This is a genomic window from Zarconia sp. (assembly GCF_057467645.1).
On the sequence record NZ_JBRJXU010000108.1, the window covers coordinates 126,820 to 152,359 of the forward strand.

19 protein-coding genes are annotated in these 25,540 nt (G+C 50.4%); 9 read left to right on the forward strand and 10 right to left on the reverse strand.

Going from position 1 to position 25,540, the window contains the following annotated elements:
- Positions 1–59: 59 nt before the first annotated feature.
- From AC2215_RS16960 to AC2215_RS16975, 4 genes are all read right to left on the reverse strand, one after another.
- Positions 60–1,007, reverse strand: coding sequence for a S1 RNA-binding domain-containing protein (locus tag AC2215_RS16960; RefSeq protein WP_486811173.1), 948 nt, complete (start codon positions 1,005–1,007; stop codon positions 60–62).
- A 759-nt stretch (positions 1,008–1,766) separates the two neighbouring features.
- Positions 1,767–3,704 (reverse strand): response regulator, encoded by a 1,938-nt coding sequence (locus AC2215_RS16965; RefSeq protein WP_486811174.1) that lies wholly within the window; start codon positions 3,702–3,704, stop codon positions 1,767–1,769.
- A gap of 486 nt (positions 3,705–4,190) precedes the next feature.
- Complete coding sequence (locus tag AC2215_RS16970) at positions 4,191–5,975, reverse strand: M61 family metallopeptidase (RefSeq protein WP_486811175.1); 1,785 nt, start codon at positions 5,973–5,975, stop codon at positions 4,191–4,193.
- Between the two features lie 404 nt (positions 5,976–6,379).
- On the reverse strand, positions 6,380–7,066 hold the full coding sequence (locus tag AC2215_RS16975) for a Crp/Fnr family transcriptional regulator (protein WP_486811176.1): 687 nt from the start codon (positions 7,064–7,066) through the stop codon (positions 6,380–6,382).
- A gap of 349 nt (positions 7,067–7,415) precedes the next feature.
- Here AC2215_RS16975 and AC2215_RS16980 point away from each other — a divergent pair, with 349 nt between their 5' ends.
- The 3 genes from AC2215_RS16980 to AC2215_RS16990 all read left to right on the forward strand — a co-directional run bounded on the left by AC2215_RS16980 (position 7,416) and on the right by AC2215_RS16990 (position 11,065).
- The gene (locus tag AC2215_RS16980; RefSeq protein ID WP_486811177.1) at positions 7,416–8,162 is read left to right on the forward strand and encodes a pseudouridine synthase; all 747 of its coding nucleotides are present in this window, start codon (positions 7,416–7,418) and stop codon (positions 8,160–8,162) included.
- Positions 8,163–8,204: 42 nt separating this feature from the next.
- Entirely contained in the window at positions 8,205–9,098 is an 894-nt protein-coding gene (locus AC2215_RS16985) for a helix-turn-helix domain-containing protein (protein WP_486811178.1), read from the forward strand.
- 287 nt (positions 9,099–9,385) lie between these two features.
- Entirely contained in the window at positions 9,386–11,065 is a 1,680-nt protein-coding gene (locus AC2215_RS16990) for an ABC1 kinase family protein (protein WP_486811179.1), read from the forward strand.
- A gap of 353 nt (positions 11,066–11,418) precedes the next feature.
- Here AC2215_RS16990 and coaBC read toward each other — a convergent pair whose 3' ends face one another.
- The 3 genes from coaBC to AC2215_RS17005 form a co-directional block, all read right to left on the reverse strand.
- On the reverse strand, positions 11,419–12,621 hold the full coding sequence (gene coaBC, locus AC2215_RS16995) for a bifunctional phosphopantothenoylcysteine decarboxylase/phosphopantothenate--cysteine ligase CoaBC (RefSeq protein ID WP_486811180.1): 1,203 nt from the start codon (positions 12,619–12,621) through the stop codon (positions 11,419–11,421).
- 1 nt (position 12,622) lies between these two features.
- Positions 12,623–12,835 (reverse strand): protein IsiD, encoded by a 213-nt coding sequence (gene isiD, locus AC2215_RS17000; RefSeq protein ID WP_486811181.1) that lies wholly within the window; start codon positions 12,833–12,835, stop codon positions 12,623–12,625.
- A 208-nt stretch (positions 12,836–13,043) separates the two neighbouring features.
- Complete coding sequence (locus AC2215_RS17005; protein WP_486811182.1) at positions 13,044–13,664, reverse strand: alpha/beta hydrolase; 621 nt, start codon at positions 13,662–13,664, stop codon at positions 13,044–13,046.
- A gap of 578 nt (positions 13,665–14,242) precedes the next feature.
- Between AC2215_RS17005 and AC2215_RS17010 the strand changes: the two genes are divergently transcribed.
- From AC2215_RS17010 to AC2215_RS17030, 5 genes are all read left to right on the forward strand, one after another.
- Entirely contained in the window at positions 14,243–14,389 is a 147-nt protein-coding gene (locus AC2215_RS17010; protein ID WP_486811183.1) for a hypothetical protein, read from the forward strand.
- A gap of 86 nt (positions 14,390–14,475) precedes the next feature.
- A complete protein-coding gene (locus AC2215_RS17015) occupies positions 14,476–16,236 on the forward strand; it encodes a WG repeat-containing protein (RefSeq protein WP_486811184.1) in 1,761 nt (586 codons plus the stop codon).
- An 884-nt stretch (positions 16,237–17,120) separates the two neighbouring features.
- Complete coding sequence (locus AC2215_RS17020) at positions 17,121–18,044, forward strand: LysR family transcriptional regulator (RefSeq protein ID WP_486811185.1); 924 nt, start codon at positions 17,121–17,123, stop codon at positions 18,042–18,044.
- 286 nt (positions 18,045–18,330) lie between these two features.
- Entirely contained in the window at positions 18,331–19,257 is a 927-nt protein-coding gene (locus AC2215_RS17025) for a DMT family transporter (protein ID WP_486811186.1), read from the forward strand.
- A 330-nt stretch (positions 19,258–19,587) separates the two neighbouring features.
- Positions 19,588–19,956 carry a hypothetical protein gene (locus AC2215_RS17030; protein ID WP_486811187.1) on the forward strand — a complete coding sequence of 123 codons (369 nt, stop codon included), beginning with the start codon at positions 19,588–19,590 and terminating at the stop codon, positions 19,954–19,956.
- Positions 19,957–20,000: 44 nt separating this feature from the next.
- Here the strand turns inward: AC2215_RS17030 and kaiC are convergent, their stop codons facing one another.
- The 3 genes from kaiC to AC2215_RS17045 are packed head-to-tail and all read right to left on the reverse strand — an operon-like array spanning position 20,001 to position 22,828.
- On the reverse strand, positions 20,001–21,560 hold the full coding sequence (gene kaiC / locus AC2215_RS17035) for a circadian clock protein KaiC (protein WP_486811188.1): 1,560 nt from the start codon (positions 21,558–21,560) through the stop codon (positions 20,001–20,003).
- Positions 21,561–21,605: 45 nt separating this feature from the next.
- Positions 21,606–21,920, reverse strand: coding sequence for a circadian clock protein KaiB (gene kaiB, locus AC2215_RS17040; protein ID WP_486811189.1), 315 nt, complete (start codon positions 21,918–21,920; stop codon positions 21,606–21,608).
- Positions 21,921–21,973: 53 nt separating this feature from the next.
- Positions 21,974–22,828: a circadian clock protein KaiA gene (locus AC2215_RS17045; RefSeq protein WP_486811190.1), complete on the reverse strand. Its 855-nt coding sequence runs from the start codon at positions 22,826–22,828 to the stop codon at positions 21,974–21,976.
- 448 nt (positions 22,829–23,276) lie between these two features.
- Here AC2215_RS17045 and AC2215_RS17050 point away from each other — a divergent pair, with 448 nt between their 5' ends.
- Entirely contained in the window at positions 23,277–25,406 is a 2,130-nt protein-coding gene (locus tag AC2215_RS17050) for an ATP-binding protein (protein WP_486811191.1), read from the forward strand.
- Positions 25,407–25,540 lie beyond the last annotated feature (134 nt).

A 25,540-nucleotide genomic window follows, 5' to 3' on the forward strand; every position in this document is an offset into this window, starting at 1 on the left:
TCGCATCTCCTGTAACTGGGGAACGACTCTATTGTCTGTCCCCCTGCCTCAGAAGCTCCTCACTCCTCTTCTGCTGCCTCTGCTTTCACCTCGGGTTTCGGTGTCGGTGCGGCCTCTGCGGACTTCTTCTGTTCCCACCGGGTTTCGGCATTGGCCATCACGTCGTCGAAATTCTCCAACAACTCACCGGCATAGTTCTCCAATACCCGCGTCGCCAGGGAAATCCGTCCCTTCCATTCATCCACTTCAGCAACGACGACTTTAATTTTCTGTCCCTCACTCAAGAAATCCGAGAGGGAATCGATGCGATTCTGGCTAATTTGCCGGATGTGCAGCAAACCCGTCACCCCACCCACATCGACAAACGCGCCGTAGGGTTTGAGGTTCACGACTTCTCCTTCCACAACTTGTCCTTCGGCGATACTGCTGAGGCGAGTGGCTTTAGCTGCATTGCGTTGGGAGAGCACCAGTTTTTTGCGATCGCGATCGACCTCTAAGAGAGATACCGTTAGGGGTTGACCCACCAGTGCTTCCAAGTCGCCGCGATCGACTAAATGCGATCGGGGAATGAAACCGCGCAACCCTTCAACGTCTACGGTGACTCCGCCTTTATTCGTCCCCGTCACCCGCACCTGCAACGATTGGCTTTCCTCTTGCAATTCCACCAGCCGATCCCAGGTTCGCTTGAGTTCCATCTGCCGAATCGACAGCGTCACCTGACCTTCGTAGTTTTGCTCGCGGACGACCAAAAATTCCCGTTCTTCCCCAATCTCGACGGCCTCCGATAAATCTGCGATCGCCTTGAGGGAGGCCTCGCGCAGGGGCAAAAACGCGGCGGATTTGCCGCCAATATCGATATAAGCCCCATCTTTGTCAAACTCGAAGACTTTGCCGCGCACTACTTGTCCTTGCTGAAACTGGTAGTCGTGCTGTTCGAGTGCTTTGGCAAAATCCTCCATAGAAAAGGACGATTCAGCAGATTGAGAGGGGTTAGATTTTGGATTCATGGTATTTCGCAAACGGAACGTGACGGGTTCGAGCCAAAGCTCGGGCCACTCGCTCAACATCAGGTCGGAGCCGATCTTAGCACTCCTGACAAAGAGACTGTTCCAAATATAGCCAATTTATCGGAGGCTTCGGGAGTTTCAGGAGCGGGGGAGGCCGGAGAAGAGGGGGTGAAAATGTACGTGCAGAATCTGTCCGAACCAAAGTGGCGACTGCTCTAAAAAGCTGTAAAAAGCAAAAAAAAGTCCTGGAGCAAACCGCGAAGGTTGGGAGCTGCTCCAGGTCTATATCGGATGTCTACTACCTATGTCTCAACTTTTCAGCCTTATCTTTAGTGTCTTCGCCTCGATCGCGAGTTAGGTAAAGGAATCACAAAGATAACCCGTCGGCTGTGTAAAGATTATCTTGAACATTTGAGGCGATCGATATCGCCACCGTCAAGCTAGCCAGGACATTGGTGAAGGTAAGCTGGGGGAGAAACGGGAGCCGGTGGCTAGATTCCCCATTCCCCATTGGTGAAAGGTTAAGGCTGTATTTACTTTGTCAACCTTCCAATAAGTTGTCGCCAACCCGGCCCTTGGGGGGAGACCCCACGCCCCCTGCGTAGAAGAGGGCAATCGTGGAAAGTTATAGTTGATAAAGGATTGGGCGATTTCGACCAGTCTACTTGACATCTGACAAAATTGCTTAACCTTTCACCAATGCCCATTCCCCATTCCCCATTCCCCATTCCCCGTTCCCGATTCCCTTTTCCAAAAATTCTAATCCGCTTGAAGTTGACGATCGACGGTATTCGCCCATTGTCGCCGCAGTTGGGAGCGTTCGATGCGATTGAGGACGCGAGCGACCAGTTCCGACGCAATGATGGGTTTGGATACACAATCATCCGCACCCACAGAAAACACGCGCTGAACGGTGTCTGCATCGGTGCGAGTGCAAAGCATTAAAATCGGTAACTCCTGCCAGCGCGGATCGTTGCGGACCACTTGACAGAGTTCGATGCCGCTAAATTTCGGTAGGTCGAGATCCAGTAGCAACAGGTCGGGTTTGATGTCTTCGAGGGTTTCCCAAAATTGTTGGGGCCCATCGAGCAAAGTCAGGTTAAATCCCCAGGGTTCGAGGATCGTCCGCAAGCTGTCGAGGGTTTCGGGATCGTCGTCGACCACCAGAAGCTTGGCCACCGGGAGATAGGAGCGATCGAGAACTTGGGCGATCGCTTCGAGGACGCGATCGGGAGCGATGGGTTTAGCTAAGAAACCCCGTCCCCCCAAGCGAGCGACTTTAACCCGATCGGCAAAGCCTTCGCGGGTGGTAAATACGACCACGGGAATTTTCGCGCGATCGTTTTGTAATTCTTCGAGGAGGACGAACCCACTCTCGGTGGAGTCGGGAAAGCATAAATCCAGCAGGAGAACGTCGGGTCTAAGATTGGCGATCGCCCTTCTGGCTTCATCGAGGTTTTGGGCCATTTCCACTTGCATTCCCCAGGCGATCGCTTCGGCCGCAACCGCTTGGGCTAAAGCCTCGTCGTCTTCCACCACCAGCAGCTTGGAACCGTTGACGACAGACGACCTCCGCGTTCGATTCGTTTCGGATTCCCGTTGCTCGGAGGTTTGGGGATGTCCGGTGCGATCGAAGTCGAGTTCTCGTTGCAAGGCCGCCACTCGTTCGACTAACTGCTCGATGTGTTCGGTTTCGAGATGGTCCGATTCTAACCAAATGCGTTCGATTTCCCGCGCCTGTTTCGATGCGTCTTTGAAGCCAAAAATCCCCAATCCGCCCGCTAGGGTATGGGCTTCTCGCAGGGCATCTTCCCGTAGCTGGGGGCTAAGGGTTTGGTTTCGGAGGGCGGCGATCGCCTTTTGAATGACCCCAACGCGCTCGATATATTTAGGTTTGTGCTGCTGCCAAATGGCATTTAATTTTGTCGGATCTGGGGGCAGGGGGTTGGCTGGGGTGGTTTCGGTCTCGGATGTTGGGGGATTTGCGGGTGGAGGAGTTGCGGGGGCGTTGGCGGTTTTTTTCTCTTTGGTTTTGAGGCGATACCCCAAACCGTAAATCGTTTCGATTTCGTCGGTGCGCGCCCCCGCTTGCTTGAGTTTTTGTCGCAAGCCTTTCATTTGCGTCCGAACGGCCGTTTCCGATGGAGGTTCCTCAAAAGACCAGAGTCGATCGAGCAGGGCACTTTTACTAAAAATCCGCTGGGGATTGCGCAAAAATAACTCCAGCAATCCGTATTCTTTTGCCGTCAGCTTCAGGGGTTGCTCGTCGTAGCTAACCAGACAACTGCGGGGGTCGAGGCGAAAGGCTCCCCATTCGAGAATCGGAGTGCGCTCGTCTTGAGTGCGCCGCAACAACGCGCGAATCCGGGCCAGGAGCTCTTGAAGGTCGAAGGGTTTGACGACATAATCATCGGCTCCCGCATCCAGACCGGTGACTTTGGTGGTACTGGTATCTTGAGCGGTCACCAAGAGAATGGGGGTGCGATCGCCTCGCTCGCGGCGTTGCTTGCAAAAATTGATGCCATCTAGCTTCGGGAGAATCAAATCCAGCAAAATTAAGTCGTAGGTAAAGGATTCAGCTAACTCCCAGCCTGCCTGACCGTCCGTGGCCAAATCGACTAAATAATGCTGAGCGATGAGAGCATCTCGCACCAGGTTGGCCAAACTCTCATCGTCTTCTACCAGCAAAATTTTCACTCGTGACTTCTCTCCAAAACTGCCGTTCCAAATGACACAACATCGATCGGATCGCCTACTCTGAAGTTGAAAACAGCCAGATTGATACAAGGCTAGAGATTGCTTCGTCAAACTCGCTTCGGACAACGATCGATACTGTGAAGTTTTTTATCCCTGGCTCAAGTCAAAATGCCTCATGACTTCCAGGGGATAATAGGGTCATGGGGCACGGGCCAACGCCTCGAACCTCTCCACGGGGCACCAGTCAATACATTTTGGCGAAATTCAATTGTGCGAGTGCATCCGAAAAGACGATTCTAAGAGACCCTTACACCTGCTCTCTCGCATGTTTAGCCCTATTCCCGATGGCAAAGACAAGGTTTGCGGCCCGATAGACCCGAAAAGCCAAAATGACAGATCGACTCTAAATCATTAACTTCAATATACTTATAGCCCATTATTGTATAGTGAATCTCGGACGCAATCCTCCAAATTTTTCAAGATATTTCAATTTTGTTGCATTGATGAAAGGGGAACTCCCAACCAGCCTTCAAAATTATTTGCTTGTTCGGAGGTCGGTTGTTCGAGGGCAACTAACTGATAGCGAGTGGGGCGAGGTTCGGCAAGGGGGGTGGAAACCGTGCGGAGTTCGTCTTGGTGAAAGATGCTAATGGCGATCGTCTCGCCGGTTTGATAATCTTTAAGGCGATCGGCGAGTTTCTCTGCCCCCACGCGCAAACCATCAATGGCTAATAACTCGTCTCCCGGTTCGATTCCTAGCTGTTGAGCTGGAGAATTGACTTCAACAAATTGGACGATCGCCCGCTCGTTTTTGGTCGTAACTTTTAACCCTAAAAATGGGGGTTGTTCGGCGCGGTTATCTTTGAGTTTTAGACCAAAATAGGATAAGTATTCTTCAAAGGGTAACTCTTCCGTCCCGTGCAGATATCGAGCGAAGAAATCATCGAGTTGCTCCCCGGCGACCGATTCAAAAACCGACTGTAGCTCAGTGGGCGTAAACCCAATTTCATCTTTCCCAAACTTATGCCACATCTGGCGCATCACATCATCGAGAGAAGCTTTATTTTGGCTGCGATTGCGAATTTTTAACTCTAACAAAAATGCGACCATTGCCCCTTTCAGATAGTACGAAATTTGGGAATTATCGCTATTAGCATCTCGACGGTAGAGCTTAATCCAAGCATCCCAACTCGACTCGCTCAAGGGTTGAACGCGACGACCGGGAGTGGTGAGAAATCGAGTAATCTCTTGAGAAAGAATTTTGAAGAAGGTTTTGGTATCGTAAATTTTAGCCCGATAGGGAATAATCGTATCGTAGTAACTGGTAATTCCTTCGCAAAACCACAAAGACGGCGTATAGTTTTCGCCTTCGTAATCGAAGGTTTCGAGGGCTTTGGGACGAATCCGCTTGACGTTCCACAGGTGAAAAAACTCGTGGGCGACTAACTGCATGAAGCGGTTGTATTTATCCGGTTGGCGAAATCCCAATCGCGGGTAGTTTAACGAGCAGCTATCTTTATGCTCTAACCCCCCAAAGCCTCCAGCGGAGAGGTGGAGTAAAAACAAGTAGCGATCGTAGGGCAAGCCGCCAAATAACGACTCTTCGACCTGAATGATGCGATCGGTATCGGCGAGAATTTTTTGGACCTCGAGATTTCCCCGTCCCCAGATCGCAAATTCGTGGGGTTTCCCACAGGATTCAAACTCGTATTTGGCGTGCGTACCTATTTCAAAGGGACTATCAACCAGGGTATCAAAATCCGGAGCTTGGAAGCGATGGGGGGCAATTTCGGGCAATGTGGTGGCGATTTTCCAGTCCGGTTGGGGGACAACGATCGCCACGTCGATGGGGATGCGATCGAATCCGGGAATCAAAAAGAACAGCGCCGCGCCGTTAAAATACCCGTGGGTTGAGTCGAGATGGTTGGTGCGTACGGTCAGTTCTGCTGCAAACACCCGATATCGAACCACCACCCCAGACGTACTGGGGGTTTCAATTTTCCAGTGGTTCTTGCTCGCTTTGTGCCAGGATAATGGCATCCCCTCGACGGTAGCAGCGCTAAAATCTTGCACGTGTTTGGCATATTCGCGCACCAGATAGGAACCGGGAGTCCACACTGGCAGCTTGAGATCCAAAAAATCCCTCTCCCAACCCGTCACCTCCAGCGTCACCTCGAATAAATGCGACTCCGGCTGTGACATTGCCACTTGGTACGCGATGGCAACAGAGGTAGAAGGTTGATGGGTTTGGATGGAATTGGCTGCTTTCATGAAATTTTAGATCTCAGTTCTAGCGGTGAGGAGTCAGGGATACTCCAAACAACGGCGATTTGGCGGAAAGCGCGATCGCACGAAATCCAATCGTAAAGGAGTAACCCAGCTCGCTGGCTTTTCTTTCCAGTAGTGTAACGTCAGTTTTGGATAAGTCTGCTCGCTCACCATATCGCGAGTGCAAAAAGAGCGCACACCGCGTTATTTCTTCAATCGTGTCAATATGACTGATGACGAAGCGCTATACAACGCGAGCAAGATGTTTATATGCTTCGCACGCGCGCACGCAAAAAAATGTCCTCACCAACAGGTGCGGTTGCGATCGCGCGAGAATCGCCCAATCTAAAATCGAAAATTCTCAACACCCCACCCTCACCGGAAACTGTTCGATCAGGTGCGTGAGGTTAACCCATATGTCCGGCCAAGTGAGATAACTGTCTGAGATTCGTCAAATACATCGCTTCCTCAGCGGCCTCAATCTTCAGCCAGCCTTTGGCAACGAGTTTCTCCATAATTTTGCGCGTTTCTTCGATGCCAATATCGGTAACGTCGGCCAAGTCTTTGAACTCGATGTTGTAAATCTGAGTTCCCTTCTGAGTTTTCTCGCCGTAATTTTCTGCGAGGGTGACTAAAGTACGGGCAAGTTGAACTGCAGGTGGGCGATTTCGCATCTGAAAGCGCAAATTGGTTTGACGCAACCGTCGAACCATCAATTGCAGCATTCGATGGTGAAGTTGAGAATCTTTAAACAGGGTTTGAATAAAGCGTTGGGCGGATACACTCACGAGTTTGACCTTGCTTAGGGCAATGACATCCGTCGAACGAGGAGATTCATCGAGAATGGCCATTTCCCCGAAAAAGTCCCCCTGCCCCAAAATCGCCAGGGTAGCTGCATCTTTCCCGGACAGTCTTCGGACTTTGACCCAGCCAGAAACGAGAAAATAGACCGCATTGCCCCAGGCATCTTCCATTAAGACGGCCCGACTGGGGGGGTACTCGTGCTCGTCAGCGACGGAGAGCAGCCACTCGAGGGTTTCTGGGTTGCCTGCACTGAAAAGGGGAAACAGCTCACTGAAAGCTTCGCTTTGCATGAAAGGTAATCAAGATCGCTAATCGGAGTTGGGCAGCCACCCGCCCGTGGGTTCGCCAGGAGACCCGCAGGAGATAATAGACTATGCACCATACACGATCGTAGTGTAGATCGACTCAGATTTGTGGGAAAGTCTCTCGATCGTTGGGGGGGTCGCAACGAGACGATCGAGGTTTTGAGGATGGGTCAATTTCTGCGAAATTCCGAATTCTTAACCAAAATTTTACGAAACATCTCCTCAATTTTTGCTAGCTCTTGTAATATTTGTACGTAGTAAGTAGAAAAGATAACTTAAACTAAGTGCATCAAAAAGTTGAGTTTGTTGGGTCTGTGTACCTTTAAGCGAAATTGTGGAGGAACGGCTGCAAAAACTCCTATCTCAATGGGGAATTGCCTCGCGGCGTCGATCGGAACAGATGATTGTAGAAGGGCGGGTGCGACTCAATGGTGAAGTGGCTCGATTGGGAAGTAAAGCCGACCCTACCCGCGATCGCATTGAGGTCGATGGCATTGCCATCGGTGCGAGTCCCCCAAAACCGGTTTATTTGTTACTGAACAAACCCGTGGGAGTGGTGTCAACCTGCCGCGATCCTCAAGGGAGAAAAACCGTTTTAGATTTATTACCGGGTCGTCTGCGTCGCGGTCTGGGGATTCATCCCGTCGGACGCTTGGATGCTGAGTCCACCGGGGCGATTATTCTAACCAACGATGGAGCGTTAACGTTTCGTCTGACTCATCCAGGGCATTGCATCTCTAAAACCTATCGAGTGTTAGTTCGAGGCTGTCCTCCCCAGTCGGCTTTACAGGCTTGGCGAGAGGGGATCGACCTTGACGGGCGCAAAACCTTACCGGCGCGAGTTCGAATTCTCGATCGCCATTCTCCGGAACGCACCCAGATCGAAGTGGTGTTGCATGAGGGGAGGAATCGGCAAATTCGTCGAGTTGCCGAAGCGCTGGGATACCCAGTTCTCAAACTGCATCGCGTCGCGATCGGTTCGATTCGACTGCAACATCCGGGTCAACGGAAATTATCCCCGGGTGGATATCGCCCGCTCACAGGTTCGGAACTGACTCAACTTAATGCCACATCGGCATAATATCGGAATAGATGTGCTATCAGGACTTAAGGAGCACAGGAGATGAATCTAAAGGAAGGAATTTCCAAGTTGAAAAATAGCCCGATCGTCTTGAAAAAGGTGGTGCGCAAACTGCCTGGATTGAAAAACCTCCGATTGGGAATTCCTGAAGGGGCACAATCAAATCGGGAACTCACCCCAGCTTTGGCGCTCGCCGAGATGGGAGAACGCTTGCGCGAAAAACGGCACGAGGAAAATTTGTCGTTGGAGGAGGTTGCCGATCTCACGATGATTCCAGTACGGCTCCTGACGGCGATCGAGGAGGGCAGAATCGAACACCTGCCAGAACCGGTTTACATCCAGGGAATGCTGCGACGGTTTGCCGATTCCCTCGGCTTAAATGGAGCGGCTTTTGCCAGGGAGTTTCCAACAGGCATCGATAACCGACCCAAACAAACGAATTGGCGCGAGTCTCCAGCAGCTCAGTTGCGTCCCGTTCATCTCTACCTACTCTACATTTTCCTGATTGTCTTTTCGGTTCGCAGCCTGTCCTATTCCATCGAACAGTCGCGCGCTCCGGAAACGCCATCCCCTCAGCCCCAAGAATCCCTGCCGAAAACGACCCTCGCATCGGATACCCAACCGAAACCCGAATCTTCTAAACCCACCCCCAATCTGGTGGCGACGGCAAGTCGAGAGGGACCGGATTCCTCAACGGTGCGCGTTGGCGTAACCGTCACGGAAGCATCGTGGGTATTGGTGGAAGCCGATGGGGAAATCGCGTTTGAAGGAATGCTCTCGGAAGGAACTCACTCTTGGGAAGCCAAGGAGCAGCTCACTATCTCTGCGGGGAATGCCGGCGGCATACTGATCACCCATAATGGCTCCGAAGCCGAGAAGATGGGAGAGCGCGGTGCGGTTGAAGAAGTGACATTTCGGGCACCGCCTCGTTCTTGAGGATGGTACCGGAGGCGACTCTGGCGCTGCGGCCGATCGCCATTCACTCCAATGCCGGTGGCGCTCGAGATTTGGGGGGTCGGAGCGATCGCGCAACAGGTTCGCGTTCCATTGCGGGTTAAATTGAGATTCCCAGAAGCCGTTCGATGGGCTTTGTCGGTCTAAGTGGGGCTATGATGGTAGTGCCCGTCGCCCTCGAAGCGTCATAGTTCTCGCGCTCGTGTCGAGAAATGGCGACCTTGAGGCAACGAATATGACTCAATCCCCAGTACAGACGTTCCGATTCTATGCTCACCATCGCGACCGCTAGCTCGTGGCGCTGGCAACGCTCGAAATATAAGCTCTCGAACCGTCAAATTGATATTTTTGGGGCGGCGGCTCGATTGACGTTTTTTGTGTGGTGGGATCGGGTGCGATCTCTCAATTCTCCCGCACATCGAGAACGTCGGGCGAAGTGGCTGGTCAAAACCCTGTTAGATTTGGGTCCGACATTTATCAAAATCGGACAGGCACTTTCGACTCGGGGGGATTTACTACCCATCGAGTACGTCCGAGAGTTAGGACGACTTCAGGATAACGTGCCCGAGTTTAGCGGTGCCCAGGCGATTGCCCTAGTCGAATCGGAACTCAATAACTCCATTCATGCTTTATTTCGCGATTTCGATCGCTTTCCCATTGCCGCGGCGAGTTTGGGACAAGTTCACAAAGCGCGATTGCATACTGGAGAAGATGTGGTCGTCAAGGTGCAGCGACCGGGACTGGAGCGATTGTTTAATTTAGACTTCCAGGCGCTGTATCAATTAATTCTATTTTGTCAGCGATTTTTTCCCCCCTCGCGCCAATACAATCTCGATGAAATCTATCACGAGTTTCGCGATTTAATTTATCAAGAAATTAACTACCTACAAGAAGGGAAAAACGCCGATCGATTCCGGGAAAACTTTGCTGGAAATGCTCGAGTCGTCGTGCCGAAAGTTTACTGGCGCTACACCAGCGAAAAGGTTTTAACCCTCGACTATTGCCCCGGCATCAAAATTGACGATCGACCCACCCTCGAAACCTGCGGTATCGACTTAAAAGAACTCAATCAAATTGGGATTTGTTGCTATCTCAAACAGCTTCTGATCGATGGCTTTTTCCAGGTCGATCCCCATCCGGGTAATATGGCGGTGACAAGGCAAGGGGACATTATTTTCTACGATTTCGGGATGATGGCCGAAATTAATACTCTCAACAAACAGGAAATGACCCGATCGTTTTTTGCCGTTTTGCGCAAAGATACTGATGAAGTGGTCGATACGCTGTTGTCGATGGGATTGATCGAGCGCGGTTCGGACTTAGTTCCCATACGATCGTTGGTGCAATTTCTCCTCGATCGATTCCGCGAAAAACCGATCGATTTTCAAGAATTTACGGAAATTAAAGAAGAATTGTTGGTGATGTTCGAGCGCCAACCCTTCCGCTTACCGGCTCAGATGACGTTTATTTTGAAAGCATTAGGAACCCTCGATGGCTTGGCTCGCACCCTCGATCGAAATTACAATTTAGTCGCTTGTGCCAAGCCTTTTGTGAAAAGTATTGCCCTCTCCAAAGGACGCAGCAATTTGGCGATCGAGCTGACGCGACAGGCTCAGGTTTTTCTAAAAACAAAATTCGATCGACCCAGTGCCGCAGAAATTCTGATTCAACGCTTAGAAGCACGACTCGAACGGGGAGAATTGCAGGTGCGAGTGCGTTCTCCCGAAAGCGATCGGGCCCTCAAACGCATTCACTTAGCCATCAAAAGTTTGATGTACGCCTGTCTGACGGGATTTACCCTGCTGTCGGGGGCAATTTTGCTCGCGGGCCCCTACAGTAGTTGGGCGGTCGTGGCGTTCGGATTATCCGGACTTGCCTGTTTGTTCTTGATTCGATCGCTTTTTGCTTTGGCGGTACGAGAAAAGCTCGATAAGTTGGCTCAAAAGTAACCCTCTCAACGGATGTATCGAAGTTGGGATCAATTCTCTCCCGATACTCCCCACGCCCCCGAGAGCAAGCGAGGCTCACCTCACGGCGATCTAAATAACCTCAGTTCGGGTTAAGGATACTTGAAAGTCCAGGATGTGATGTGGATTCGAGTCATGAGTAGAAGAACCTCTCACCCCGCTGGCGTTCGTACTCTTTTTGCTATCGTAACGGATCGACTCCGATTTACAGCGGTTTTTACAAAGGTAGACCCCAGGTTGAAATTCCTGATGCTTTTCACATGTTTCCGGCAAATTCTGTATGGGGTCAATATTTCTGCAAACCGCTATAAACTCAGATGTGGCGCGGGTTCGATTCAACCGATCGCATCGAATAGGTGATGAGCCAACTTCAGTTTAGAACAGGGTTCGATCGCAATTCGATCGCCTCGCACTGTCAAAATAATCGCTTCGTTGGTGCTGCTGCCGAATCCCGCATGGGGTCGATCGATCGGGTTGGCGACGATCGCATCTAATTTCTTCCGGTGCAACTTCTCTCGGGCGGGGGTTTCGATATCCCCCGTTTGGGCGGCAAATCCGATCAGCTGCTGGTGAGGTTGTTTGCGGGTTCCCAACTGGGCCAAAATATCCGGAACGGGTTCGAGGGGAAGCGCATCGGGTAGCGATCGCTTTGGTAACTTCTCCTGATGGTAGGTGGTCGGTTTGACATCGGCGACGGCCGCGGACATCACCACCCAATCGGCTTGCGAGAAGGCAGCGAGTAAAGCCCGTTCCATCTCCTCTGCGGTGGTGACGGAAACGATCTCCATTGCCGGTCCGGTGGTGAGTAAGGTGGGTTCCACCGGACCGCAGACGAGAGTTACCGATGCGCCGCGATGGGCGGCTGCCGTTGCCAGAGCTATCCCCATTTTCCCCGTGGAAGGATTGCCGATAAATCGCACCGGATCGAGATATTCCCGCGTTCCCCCAGCACTGATTAAGACTCGCTTGCCAGCTAAATCTCGTTTTCCTCCAGCGTGCAGAAGAGACTCGATACTCGCCAAAATGCTTGCCGGTTCTGCCATTCTTCCGGTTCCGACCCGATCGCAGGCTAAAATTCCCGCCCCCGGTTCGATGATGTGGTAGCGAGGGTCGGTTTGTAGTTGTTGCCAGTTGCGCTGCACGGCCACTTGCTGCCACATATCAGTATTCGTCGCTGGGGCAACGGCAATCGGACAGGTCGACGCGAGAACGGTGTTGGTGAGGAGGTTATCGGCCATCCCCGTAGCGAGTTTGGCGAGGGTATTGGCACTCAAAGGGGCGATGGCCAACACATCTGCCCACTCCCCCAGTTCGATATGCAGGGGACGACCGCGATCGGACTGCCAAAAACACTCGTCCGTATAAGCCCGATGGCGGCTGAGGGTGGCAACGGTTATCGGTCCGACGAACGCTCGTGCGGAATCCGTGAGAATCACCTTCACATCAGCCCCACCCTTGGCTAAGGTTGAAATGACCTCGCAGGTTTTGTAGGCGGCAATCGAGCCGGTGATGCCGATGAGAATGCGAGGTGCAGCCACCTCACGCTTCATCGAAGGCTTCAAATTCTAGCAGGTATAGGTAGGGTTCGACGAGTTCGGGACGCTGGAAGGCGATCGCCCGCAGGAGGTGCCAATCATCAAGTCCTTCGAACGGGGTGGCATAATCATCGGCTTCCAACCGAGTTGCCAAAACTTTGACATCAGCCGGTGTTAGCGTCGAGATCGTTTGCGTGGAATTACATAAAGCAGCCATTGACTCAGCCTCCTCCCTATCTATACTTCACAGTGAATTGACGGGTTTAGTTCGACTCTTTACCACAGATCGTACTGCACTAAACGATGGCAAACCGGGCGGGTTAATCTTTCTCAACAACTGAACTCGAGTGCTTAACTGTAATCCTCACCAATTGAAGGCGCATAATTGTTCCGTTCAAATCCAGACAATTTGAGGTTTGATTTTTTTAGGCTTCTGCCAAGACTTTCCGAGCAAAATCTCGCAAAAAGGCAATTTCATCCGGGCAAATTTCATGACCCATCTCATATTCTCGATACTCAACGGTTGCACCTAAATTTAAGAGTCGATCCCGTGCGTCGATCGCTTCAGAGATAGGAATCACCGGATCTTGTTTCCCATGGGCGATGGCGATGGGCGGAAACATTGAGTTGGGAGACTGTGGCTGGGAGTGTAAATAGCCACTCATCGAAAAGAGTCCGGCAAACGGTTGGGTACACCCAATATCGAGTGTCATCGCCCCACCTTGAGAAAATCCACACAACAAGGTTCGATCGAGATCGACACCCGTTTGACTTGTTATCGATTTTAACCAAGCTTGTAATTTTTGTCGGCTGATTTCGACTCCTCGAGCATCTTCTCGTTCGAGGTCGTACCACATTTTTCCTTCGGGAACGTGAGGGTGCGAAAATGGTGCATCGGGACAGATAAATTGATAGTGCGGTAAGTTTAATATGGGAACTAAGCCGGCTAAATCGCGAGCATTTGCCCCCCAACCATGGAGTAAAATGACTGTAGCGATGGGGGGTCGCGCTGTCTGGGTTGGAATCGAGATTGCTTGTAAAGACATTACAGATAGCAGCAGAATGTATAACTTAATTGTATAACTTCAACGTATCACTGATTTTGAGATATTTTCAGACCCGGGTTATGTTAGAAAAAGCATTATCTATCAGTGAATGTCTTGAGTTAAGGGAGAGTTGGCTATTTCGATCGAGCGGGTTACAGAAAACTGCAAAGGCTACGATATTGAGGGAAAACCTTCACATCATTGTTGAATTTTACGATTTCTTTAAAAAAAATGGGTCGATTTTGTTAGATAATTGAAATTAGGAAATAAGATAAGATTTTGTCTGTCGATCGAACGATCGAGATTTATAAATCGATTGAAGCGATCGTGTTGCGAAACTCGACAACTGTTATCTTCAGAAATTTCACTGAAAATATTGCTCGACTTTCTAGATCGGGGTGCGATCGATATTCTATCTCCGTAAAATTGCGGTATCGAGTGCCGACTCGGGAGAGCGAAATTGCGCTGAATATTCAAACCACCCGCGAACTCAGACAAACTCATGGGTAAAACCTATCTTTTTGCCATCAGGGAAGTATCGCCATCGGTTGACCTAAGTCCAAGATTGCGAATGAATTATGAAACGAATTAAGAGGTTACTCTTTGCCGTCAGTTGGTTGTGTGCCTTCTACTATTTGAGCGACCCCAACTCTCTCAAATCCCTTGAGGATGGGTACCGAGCCACACTCGACGCTCAACCGCAAATGACGTCTCGAGCGCACTAACACTGTTAGAGCACGGGTTTTCGGGTCAGGCGATCGTAAGATATTGACAAAGGCTTTGCAAGACTTGGGCGATCGCAACAAGAGCTATGGCAACGAGGAATCAATGGAGAAATATCGCGAGCGCTGCCACCGCGTTCTGGAATCTGGTCACCCCTGCTGGGTTGGGATTTAACGATATTGCCGGACATTGGAACGAAACTTGCATTCGCCGCCTGGCCGATGGGAACCTCGTCAGCGGCTATCCCGACGGTAGCTTTAAACCCGACGCCAGCGTCACCCGTGCCGAGTTCGCGATTTTAGCCCTCAACACCACTCGGGTTTTCTTTCACCATTCCCGAGGGACGCGATGGGGAGGAGACTTTCCCGACGTTCGGGCATCTCACTGGGCGCGGGATGCCATTCAACGGGCCTATCAATACTACTTATTTGAAGGATATCCCGATGGGCGGTTTCAACCCGATCTCCCGATTCCCAGGGTTCAGTCTTTGGTGGTATTTGCCAATGCCATCAACTTTCGCGTTCCCGACAACCCCGCCCAATTCCTCAGCCAACAGTTTGACGATGCCGATGACATTCCTCAATGGGCGCAAGCGTCGATCGCCGCAGCGACCCTCGGGCGAATTGCCGTCAATTATCCCAATCCCCGACAGCTAAACCCTTCGAGCAACGCCACGCGCGCAGAAATTGCCGCCATGATGTGCCAAGGGCGATCTTTAGCCCGCAGCGTTCCCATTGAATATATTGGGGGGGAGAATTTGGGTTGGGCGATCGTGCCGGAAATGGGGGGAATCGACTCCTTTGCCCATGGTTTGGCATTGGCGAAAGTAGGCGAAAAATACGGCTATATCGATACCAATGGTAACGAGGTCATTGAGCCTCAATTCGAGGACGCGAAATCTTTTTCCCAAGGATTAGCCGCAGTCAGAGATGCGGGGAAATGGGGCTATATCGATACGCGCGGGAACTGGGCGATCGCACCGCAATTTGACAGGGCCGGTCAGTTTTCCCAAGATTTGGCGATCGTGGCGCGACCATCGGGTCCAGGGATTATCGATCGCGCCGGAACGTTGCAAACCCAGATCGCCAGAGCTGACGTGCAACCTTTTCTCCCGGAATCGGCAACGGTGCGCGACATTCGGATTTCTCCTTTTGCCGATAGTTTGGCACGAGTCACCGTGGAACTCGATGGCGGATTCTCCGATCTCGTTGGATTTATCGATGGCACGGGAAATTGGGCGATCGCCCTGCAAGAACATCCAATTTTGGATTTTTCAGAAGGATTGGCGGCGATCGAAATTGATGGCAAATACGGCTACATCGATAAAACCGGACAGATCGCGATCGCGCCGCAGTTTAAAGGGGCGCAATCCTTCTCGGAGGGGTTAGCAGCCGTTGAGTTTGCCAATCGAAGACCGTTTTACACCTGGGGTTATATCGATCGCAGCGCAGAGGTGGTCATTGCGCCCCAATTTTATTCGGCTCAATCTTTTTCCGAAGGCTTGGCGGGCGTGGGTTCACAGGAGCTGGGTTCGGGATATATCGATCGAAGCGGCACCCTGGTAATCTCCCGCGACACCATTCGAGATCTCCGTGGGGGGTCGACCTTTTCTGAGGGGTTTGCGCGCGTGAAGATCGAGGATTGGGAGGGTTATATCGATCGAGATGGCAACGTCGTTGTCGAACCTAAGTTTGCCTCGGCATGGGATGTTTCCGGGGGGATGGCACGGGTGGATATTTCCGGGCAATGGGTCGAGCGATTGGGAGGATACGATGGATCGGCGGTGCCGATTTACGAAACTCGGTTAGAAGGTAGCCAGTGGGGATATATTCGGCTGCCGGTGCGTTAGCTTGGGCTTAGGGATCTGCGGGAAAATAATATACCAATCGTAGGGGGAATGCGGCCGTTAACCCCTACAGTAAGTCGTTGGCAAGCTGGTACCTTATTTTTTGGCAAGTCCCTTAGGGTGCTCCTTCTCTCAACTTTCGCGATCGCTCGGTTTAAATGTAACGCAAGTTCGAGTTCCAACCTCTGTTGAGAATTTTTCCATCAAAGAATCAGCTGTTCGGGCGACGGAAGAATAAAGATCGCGTCAATTCGGGTTAAGGATACTTGAAAGTCGGGCGTGCTGATGTGGATTCGAGTCATGAGTCGCAGAATCTCGACCCCCACCGGCTCCAATCGATCGCAACCACTCGTTATCACCGGAAACTCTACCCCCACACCCTACCCCCTACACCCACCCTCATCCGATACTTTTTATCCCGAGCTGACGTTAAATATCTCAGCTTAATCCCGAACTGACATCGCTTTGAATTCTCAAATAGAAGTTTATCTAAACTTTATAAAACTGAGATAAGTTTGCAAATAATTTAAATCGATAATTTTTGCGAACGATTCATATTCGATCCGAAAAAATAATGGTAGATTTAAATTCATATCGTATTCCGTAACATCGATGCGTGAATACGATCGATACTTGTAATTTTTTTTATCTTTAGAGCTCAGTTGTTAGATATCGAAAACTTAGAGGAGAGTAGATTTTTGAGGGCAGTGTTTATTTTTTTTGTGCGAGAATTTATTGAAAAATCGATCTCAAATCCAAGCCAATCAAGAGTGGGTCGGAGAATGAGATATTTTAGATTGCCATCAAATTTATCTTCGATCCAGTGCTATATCGAGCACTGCTCTAGAGCGTAAAGGTTAACGTTTGAGCGTCTACCTCAAAAAAGAATGCTAAAAAATCTTGATTTTTCTCATTTAAAAACCTTTGTTCTTCTCGCGAATAAGCTTAGCTTCAGTCAAGCAGCCGAACAGCTCAATATCACCCAACCCGTCCTCAGTCGAAAAATTCAACGTCTCGAACAAAATTTAGGAATTGAGCTATTTCATCGTACCAAGCCCAAAATTCAACTCACCGAAGCCGGTCAAGTTTTTTTAGTCGAAACCTGTCAGATTCTCGATCGCCTAGAAAAAGCCGTTAAAACTGCTAAAAAAGTCGAACGTGGAGAAAGTGGCGAGATTGTTGTCGGGTTGGAGCGTTTTTTACCCCCAAATTTTGCCCCAGCTCTGATCAAAGCCTATCAGAAGTATTACCCAAAAGTCCGAGTCATCTTCAAGCGTCTGAGCACCCTCGAACAGATAAAAGCGCTGCAAAAGGGAGAGTTGCCGGTGGGATTTGCGATCGCCCCACCTCCCATCGAACATTTAGCCATGGAAACGATTTTTAAAGAGCGGTTAATGCTCGCACTGCCGGCAACTCATCCTTTCGCCCTTCAATCGAATATCAAGCTCGAAAAGCTCGCAAACGAGCCGTTGATTATCGATACGAGCTTTGGCAGTGCTGATGTCGAGGGACTGCACTCGGGTCTGTCATCGGTGATTTTTCAAGCTTGTCGCGAGGTGGGATTTACTCCTAATGTCGCCCAGGTCACAGACGATTTGCATCTGGCGTTAGAATTTGTGGCCCTTGGCATGGGAATGGCATTGTTGCCATCTGCGATTCAAACTATTGAAAAGCCCGGTGTCATTTACCGACCGTTGCAATCGTCAACGATTGAAATGGAAATCGTCATGATGTGGCGTTCGGATAACTCCTCACCGATACTGCAATCGTTTATCGAGGCGATCGCTACTTATGGTTTTGAGTTTAACTAGTGCAGCACGGCAGAAATAACTGACCAGCTCTCAACTCCTGAAAGCTATGTAGACTCGGAATTTTTAATTTTTCATTTTGCATTTTTAATTCCGCGTAGCGGCACTAGGGCTTGATGACTAGGGTTTGAAAGTAAGCCGGGTCTGAAATTCTGGGTGCATGTAGAGGATGCACACGATCGAGAAACGGGTACAATAACTGCAAAATCATGCACGACCATCCAGTCGTACCGACCGAAAATCAGCGCCCACTCTTGCAGAAAAGTTCGAATACCCCTTTGGAGGATTCTTGGCACAATCGATCGCTCCAAAACCGCCTCCTAAATGGCAAATTGCCGCTATCCTGACGATCGCCATTCTGGCAATTTCAACTTCTGCCATTTGGATTCGGCTGGCGATCGCCGATGCAGAAGTTCGCGGGGTGGGATTTAGTTTGGTTATTGCGGCAATGCGGCTGACGATCGCTGCGTCGATTTTAGTGCCCATGCGCGGGTCTCAAGCCCGGAAAGCGCCCCCCCATGCGATCGGCTGCTCTGTTGCTGCAGGATTGTTTCTCGCCTTGCACTTCGGTTTGTGGATTACGTCGCTGTCTTACACCTCTATTGTTGCATCCACCACGTTGGTAACCACGAATCCCCTCTGGGTGGCACTTCTGGGGTGGCTGTGGTTCGGTGAAAAACCCACGCGCCAACTGACGTTGGGTATCGCCATTGCTCTGGCTGGGGGCATTCTCATTAGTTGGGGGGGAACCGAAAGTGCAGCCGCCGGGACTCAACCGTGGTTGGGAAATCTGTTGGCCTTGACGGGATCTTGGGCGGTAAGCGTTTATTTATTGTTGGGGCGCGAAGCCCAAAAACGGGGTCTGAGTGTGGGGGGGCACATGGCGATCGCCCATACGATCGCCGCGTTGGTCTTGTTGCCTCTGCCGTTGGCGTTCGGGATGAGCTACGGGGGGTATCGCGCTTCGGTCTACGGCTACATACTATTGATGGCACTGTTGCCGCAACTCGTCGGACATACCAGCATCAATTGGGCGATGCGCTGGATTTCGCCCACCCTGGTGACTCTAACCATTTTATTCGAGCCGGTGGGGGCGAGTGCGTTGGGATATTGGTTTTTTGGGGAAGTGCCGGCGGTGGGGGTGTTTGTGGGGGCAGTGGTGTTACTTGTCGGGGTAGCGATCGCCGTGTTGGACGATGGGCGCAAATCTCTATAATGTCGCGGGAGTCAGGGGATAAGGTGTGGGGTGTCTGACAGGGAATCGTTTTTTATATACCGATTCCAGACCTAAGGTTTGATGAGAGCGGGCATTGTAGTGCTTCGTCATCAGTTTATTTACACAAATCGAAGAAATAGGTATTTTCCATTCCCCATTCCCCATTCCCCATGACTGAAAATTTGTAATGATACCGGCACGAACTGCTATACTGCCTGCGGCTTGACCCGAACTGACGTTACGATATTGAAATCGTCAAATTTTCTCGATAAAGTGATGTCGTTGAGTGCAATTTTTAGTTCTCGATTCCCGATCTCCTCACGGTTGTGTGTGGCGATGTCGTGTGTAGCGGCGATCGGCTTGGGGAAATCTGCCGGGGCCGAATCAATGGAACAACGATGCGAGAATCCAGTGAATTCGGAAGATACGGCATTCTGCGAAAATCGAGAACCGGAACCCCGGAGATTACAACCGACTTTTTCTGAGGAAGTGAGAGTGGGGTTGGATGAAAAAGGATTTTCGAGTACGTTTCTCGGCGATGCCCTCAATGGGATTAGCGATCCCCTCGGTGGCGGTACCATTGGTGGGGGAGACTTGGAGGATGTGGGTTTGGGCGATATCTCACCGGTGGATCGGGGATTAGTTCCCGCCTTCGATCCCACCGATGTCATTATTCCCACCACCGGAGTGAGAAAATAAGCCCTGTTTTTAGCTGGAAAAAAGCGATCGACCGTTCCAAGGTTCTACGGATTTTCCTCTCCCGTTTTATCTTGCACCCCGCGTACGATACGGGAGAGTTCTGTTTTTTCATTCACTGAAATTCGCGTGGGAGAGCCGCTAATAATCCCTTCGTAATTACGGAAGGAATCCTTAATTTCGGGTCCGCGTTCGTTGATGGTATATTCTCGAATGCCCGTATCGTGCCACGAGCCTCGCATTTTGAAAACGTTGAGGGCGCGGGACATTTCTCCTCTAATTTCCACGTACTGAAGCATTAAAATCGTATCGGTAATCGTGGAAATATGGGAGTCGGTAATCGAATGGGCACCCATGAAGCGATCGGTGGTGTTGGTAAAAAATCCGGTGATTTCTTCTTGTTTGGCATAGCCGGTTACCCCGATCACGAACTGGCGAAATGCATTGTTACTCACGCCCCGAGCCAAAGCCGATAGGGAATCGATCGCAATTCGAGAGGGTTTGTAGTTCACAATTTCGGTTTTGATAATCTGCAAGTGGTCTTCTAAACCGGCAGACTCGGGATAGGCACATAGGATTTTGAGTAATCCTTTCTGCTCCATTTCTTCAAAATTGATACCCCAAGAATAGGCATTGCGTAACAGCTGAGCGCGGGATTCTTCATAGGCAAAGAGAATCGCGCGTTCCCCATTCAAACAGCCTTCTTGGGCGAACTTACTCACCAACAGGGTTTTGCCCGTGCCCGTCGCCCCAGTGGCCAAAATAATCGAATCTTTGAAAAAGCCACCCCCACACATGTTATCGAGGGCTTTGACACCGGAAGACACTCGAACGTTCGAGGAGCGTTGGGTGAGTCGCATCGCCCCGAGGGGGAAGATATTAATTCCGTCATTGGTCATCGTAAAGGGATATTCCCCTTTCATGTGGGTGGTACCCCGCAGTTTGAGAATCTCCAGGGTACGGCGGCGGCGTTCTCCTTCGAGGACGTTGCGCAAGATGACCACGTTATCGGAGACGAATTCTTCAACCCCAAATCGAGCGATGGGACCGTATTCTTGCATGCGCTCCGTCGTCATCACCGTCGTTGCTCCGACCTGCTTGAGGCGAGCCACTAAGCGGAAGATTTCGCGGCGAACCACCGAGGCGGCGTCGTACTGTTGAAACACCGCCGTGACGGAATCGATGGAAACGCGCTTGGCTTTGTACTTGCGAATGCCGTACTGAATGCGCTCGATCAGTGCGGATAAGTCGAAGCTACCGACGACTTCTTGTCCGTCGGGGTCGGGAGAAGCATCGAGAATGAATAATTTCCCCTCATCGATTAACTCCTGCAAGTCCCAACCAAAACTACAGGCATTTTTGACAATATCTTGAGGGGATTCTTCAAAGGTGACGAAGACTCCCGGCTCGTTGAAGTAGCGGATGCCGTGGTACAGAAACTGGACGGCAAATAAGGTTTTCCCAGTTCCCGAGGTGCCGCTGACGAGGGTCGTGCGTCCGATGGGTAAGCCACCATGGGAGATATCGTCAAACCCCTCGATCATGGTGCGGATTTTCTGGACGCCGGCTGCCGTCTGCCGAAATTCAATCTCTCCCTTTTGAGTCATTTTAGCTGTTTTTCAAAATTTAAAATGTTATGATTCAATGATTCACTATAAGTCGAAGCCGCGCTCGTTCAATTCTTCATACAGTAAATCCAGTCCGATTAAAACTTTTTCTCGATCGGATAAGTCTCCAATAATTTTTCGCACTGGAGGCGGTAAAACTTTGGCTAAAGTGGGGGTTGCTAGTATTTTATCTTCTTCTGCGAGTTGAGGATTTTTTAAAACATCAATCACTTTTAAAGCATAAACTCCTTGAAAGTCTTTTTCGAGTATATTATTTAGGGTTTTTAAAGCACGAACGGAGTTGGTTGTATTACCCGCGACGTAAAGTTTCAGAACGTATGTTTTTTTTGGAGGATTCATATCTCAATTTACCGAAATATATCAGGATCGAGTTTGAAGAGAAAGGATCGTCTTTAAGATTCTCTAGGGATCGAGCGACGATACATTTCACAGAGGTGAGCAATGACATCAATGAGAGTCAAGCGATAATCTAGTAATATTTCTTCATTTCGACCTTCTAATTTGAGCTGCTTGGCAAATTCATCAATCAACTCCATGTGAATTTCTACCACATAAGTGACAGAGATATCCGCAAAAAAAGAAAGATTTACAAACTCATCAATGTTTTGATTTAAGTTTGAGGTGTCAGAAAAGTAGTTTAATATAATCTCGCGATAAGATGACTTGAGTCGCTCGATGGACTCTTCTCGATCGGATGGACTTTGGTTTCGCAGATAAAATTGCGGATTTCGTTTGTAGTACACACCTAAGTATCCCAATCGCTCCTTTAACTTTTCCGAAAGCCGTTGTTGTTGTTCCCTCAAAGATCGAGAGCGATCGCCCACGGACTCGGAAGAATCCGACAAGGGTTCGATAAATCGTTCGGTGGGGGATAAAGATAAGAACTGAGCGATCGCAACTTCGATGGAGTGTATCAGACCATCGAGTTGGGTTTCGGGTAAGCAAATGGCTGCGTTGTGATAGAAAAGTTGGTTCGAGTGGCTCGAACTCCCGTCAGTCGGTTGTAGAATAACAGCAGGGAGAAATCTTCCATCTTGACAAAGCCGATCGGCGATCGAGCTAAGCATTGGTTGGTCTTGCAAGATTAAACAGTCGATTTCGCAATCGTGCTTCTCAATAAATTCTAGAAACTTGTTGCTAGCTTGAAAGTGCGTAACGGCATAGCGATCGCCGTCGAGAGCGAGATCTACTGCCTCGACAAACGAATGGGTCGGTAAAAAACTACAGAGAAACAGTTGAGAACGCACAATAAATGGGTCGGGTCGGGTTGGACGGAACCTTCGCTCGATCGACTTCGAGCTTCCTCCTATACCTTGGGAGAATCAACGTAAACTTAAATAAAGTTTACTGTAATCAATTGCAATCATAACCTCTTGTGCTTCAGGACACCAGAAGCCTTATCCGATCGGTAACAATAGAGAAAGTCTCCCAAACCTTCCGTCGGGGGAATCTATCCCAAACTTTTATCGGTCGTAATTTTTTGTAATTCAGCACACAGACAAAAATTCAAAGAAGCGATATTGAATTTAATCTCAAAATGTATCATCCGGGACCCGAAGATTTTCAGGAGTTGATTTTCCGTTCTCGTCTCTCGATCTTAGTTACCGCGATCGCTTCTAGATTGTCAATTCAGACCGATTGAAAAGAAGGTTAGAGTGTAAAATTCCCAACCCGTTACCCCGAGGTCAGTTATTGATGTCCACCCTCACGACCGATTTGAGAAACTGTTTAGAAGGAGTGCCAGTCTGTTCTCCAAGTACTCCTCTCAAAGAAGTGCTGGCTATTCTTCGCGAGGGTCATAGCGATCGCCTTGCGATCGTTGACGGTCGAGGATACCCCATCGGTGCGATTCGTTGGTCGAGTTTGCTCGATCGCGCTTTGAAGGTGGGTCGCAGCGTTCTCACCATTCGAGAACTCGGGACTCACAAAGGAGCCGATCTATTCGATAGCGAAATCGACGTCAGGCTATCGGAACTGGTTCCCTCTCCCATCGAACCCTCGATCGTCTTGCCGGTAGAGCTAAACTTCGAGGGGCTGCAAAACTACTTGGATAACGATCTCCCTAACCTGACCTACGCTGTCGTCGACTCTGAAGAGCGGTTTTTGGGTTTGCTCGATCGGCACCAGCTACTGCGCTCCCTCCTACAACGGGACACCCCAACCCCAAAAACTCGGGATCGCCCAACAGCCAAACAAATACTTCGATACCAGCAAAGAATTCGCGAATTAGCGGCCAAAAATTCTGCACTCTTACAGCAACATCATCTCAAAGACGAACTCTTAACTTGGATCGCTCACGAATTTAAAACCCCCCTCACCTCCGTCTCCGGTCTCTCCCACCTCCTGGGAGATTGTCGGGTCGGTCCCTTAAATCCCCGTCAGGCTCAATACGTCGAACATCTCTCCCGCAGCAGCACTCAACTGATGAAACTGGTAGAGCGAGTTTCCGATTGGACGCGGATCGATCGCGCTGAATTAGAACTCAAACCGACGCGAGTTTCCCTGGCACGGGTCTGCGTGGCGGCATACCGGCAAGCACGCCAACTCGAGGCAAACTTGCCAGAAATCTCTTTTACCTTAGACGTGGCTGCGGGTTTGGAGAGTGTGATGGCTGACGAGTTGCGCTTGGGCCAGATTTTGACGGCGTTGCTCTCAAATGCACTCAAGTTTACCTCACCTCCGGGGCAAATAGGTATTCAGGTGCGTCGCTGGGGGGATTGGATCGCGTTTCGGGTTTGGGATACGGGGGTGGGCATTCCCACAAGCCAACAACCCCTGATTTTCCAAAAATTCCAACAACTGGCTAATCCCCTCACCCAACAATTTGAGGGGACCGGTTTGAGTTTGGCGATCGCCCAACGTCTGGCTCGGTTGCATGGGGGGGATATTACCTTTTCGTCCAAAGAAGGTCGCGGCAGTCAGTTTACCCTCCTGCTTCCTAGAGAGGAATCGGCAGTGTCTGAAGAGACTCCTGCGGGGTTTCCGGTCAATCCCATCGTTTTAATTGCTGAGTCCGATCCCGATACCATCGAAGCTATCTCCTCCGGACTGGCCGGTTTTGGATATCATGCCGTTGTCGCTCGCTCGGGGCTCGATGCTTTAGAAAAAGCCCGCCAGCTCAAACCCAATACCCTCTTGATCGATCCCGAATTGCCGTTTCTTTCGGGATGGGACGTGCTGACATTGCTCTCAACCTATGAAGAAACCCGACATTTACGGGCGATCGTCATTACCGAAGATACGCAACCCGAAGGAACGGTGGGCGATCGCGCCGATGGGGTTTTAAGGTTACCCGTGCAGGAAGCCGCCCTGCGCAAAGTGATGTCCGTCCCCGTTCCCAGAAATAGTCCTCAGAGACTCACGGTCTTGTGGTTAGCCCAAAACGATCGCGATCGAGACGATTCCCCTGCGATCCCAGACCCCCCCGCTAACCGTCCGAGTCCGGCGGATTTAAATCGTTTGTTTCACCAACACAACTGTCGCGTGTTGGAAGTCGACGAACTCGAACAGGCGGATTTACTCGCTCGGGTTTGGAAACCCGATGCCCTCGTCCTCGACGATACCGTCTTGCCGAACGATCCCCGCACCTATCTTGAAGAACTCAGCCAGTACGATCATCTGGCAGCATTACCTTTAGTCACTCTCGATCTCAAAGCCGCCAGAGCGGCCAATCAGGTGAAAAATGCAGACGGCATCCCCACATTGAAGGTGTTTCCCTGCCTCGCCCCGCCGGAACTGTGTCAGTCCGAGGAAAGCCCGAGCGCCTGTAGCTTACCGGCTTTGTTACAGGTGATTCAAGTGGCGGCCCGCTTGAATGAGGGATAGTTCACAAGTAATAACGTCATGTGCAACTTGTTTATCCAAAACCTGACCGCACGGGGGAATGGGGAATGGGGAATGGGGAATGGGGAATGGGGAATGGGGAATGGGGGATTTTTCGACTCGCTTGCCATATGGCG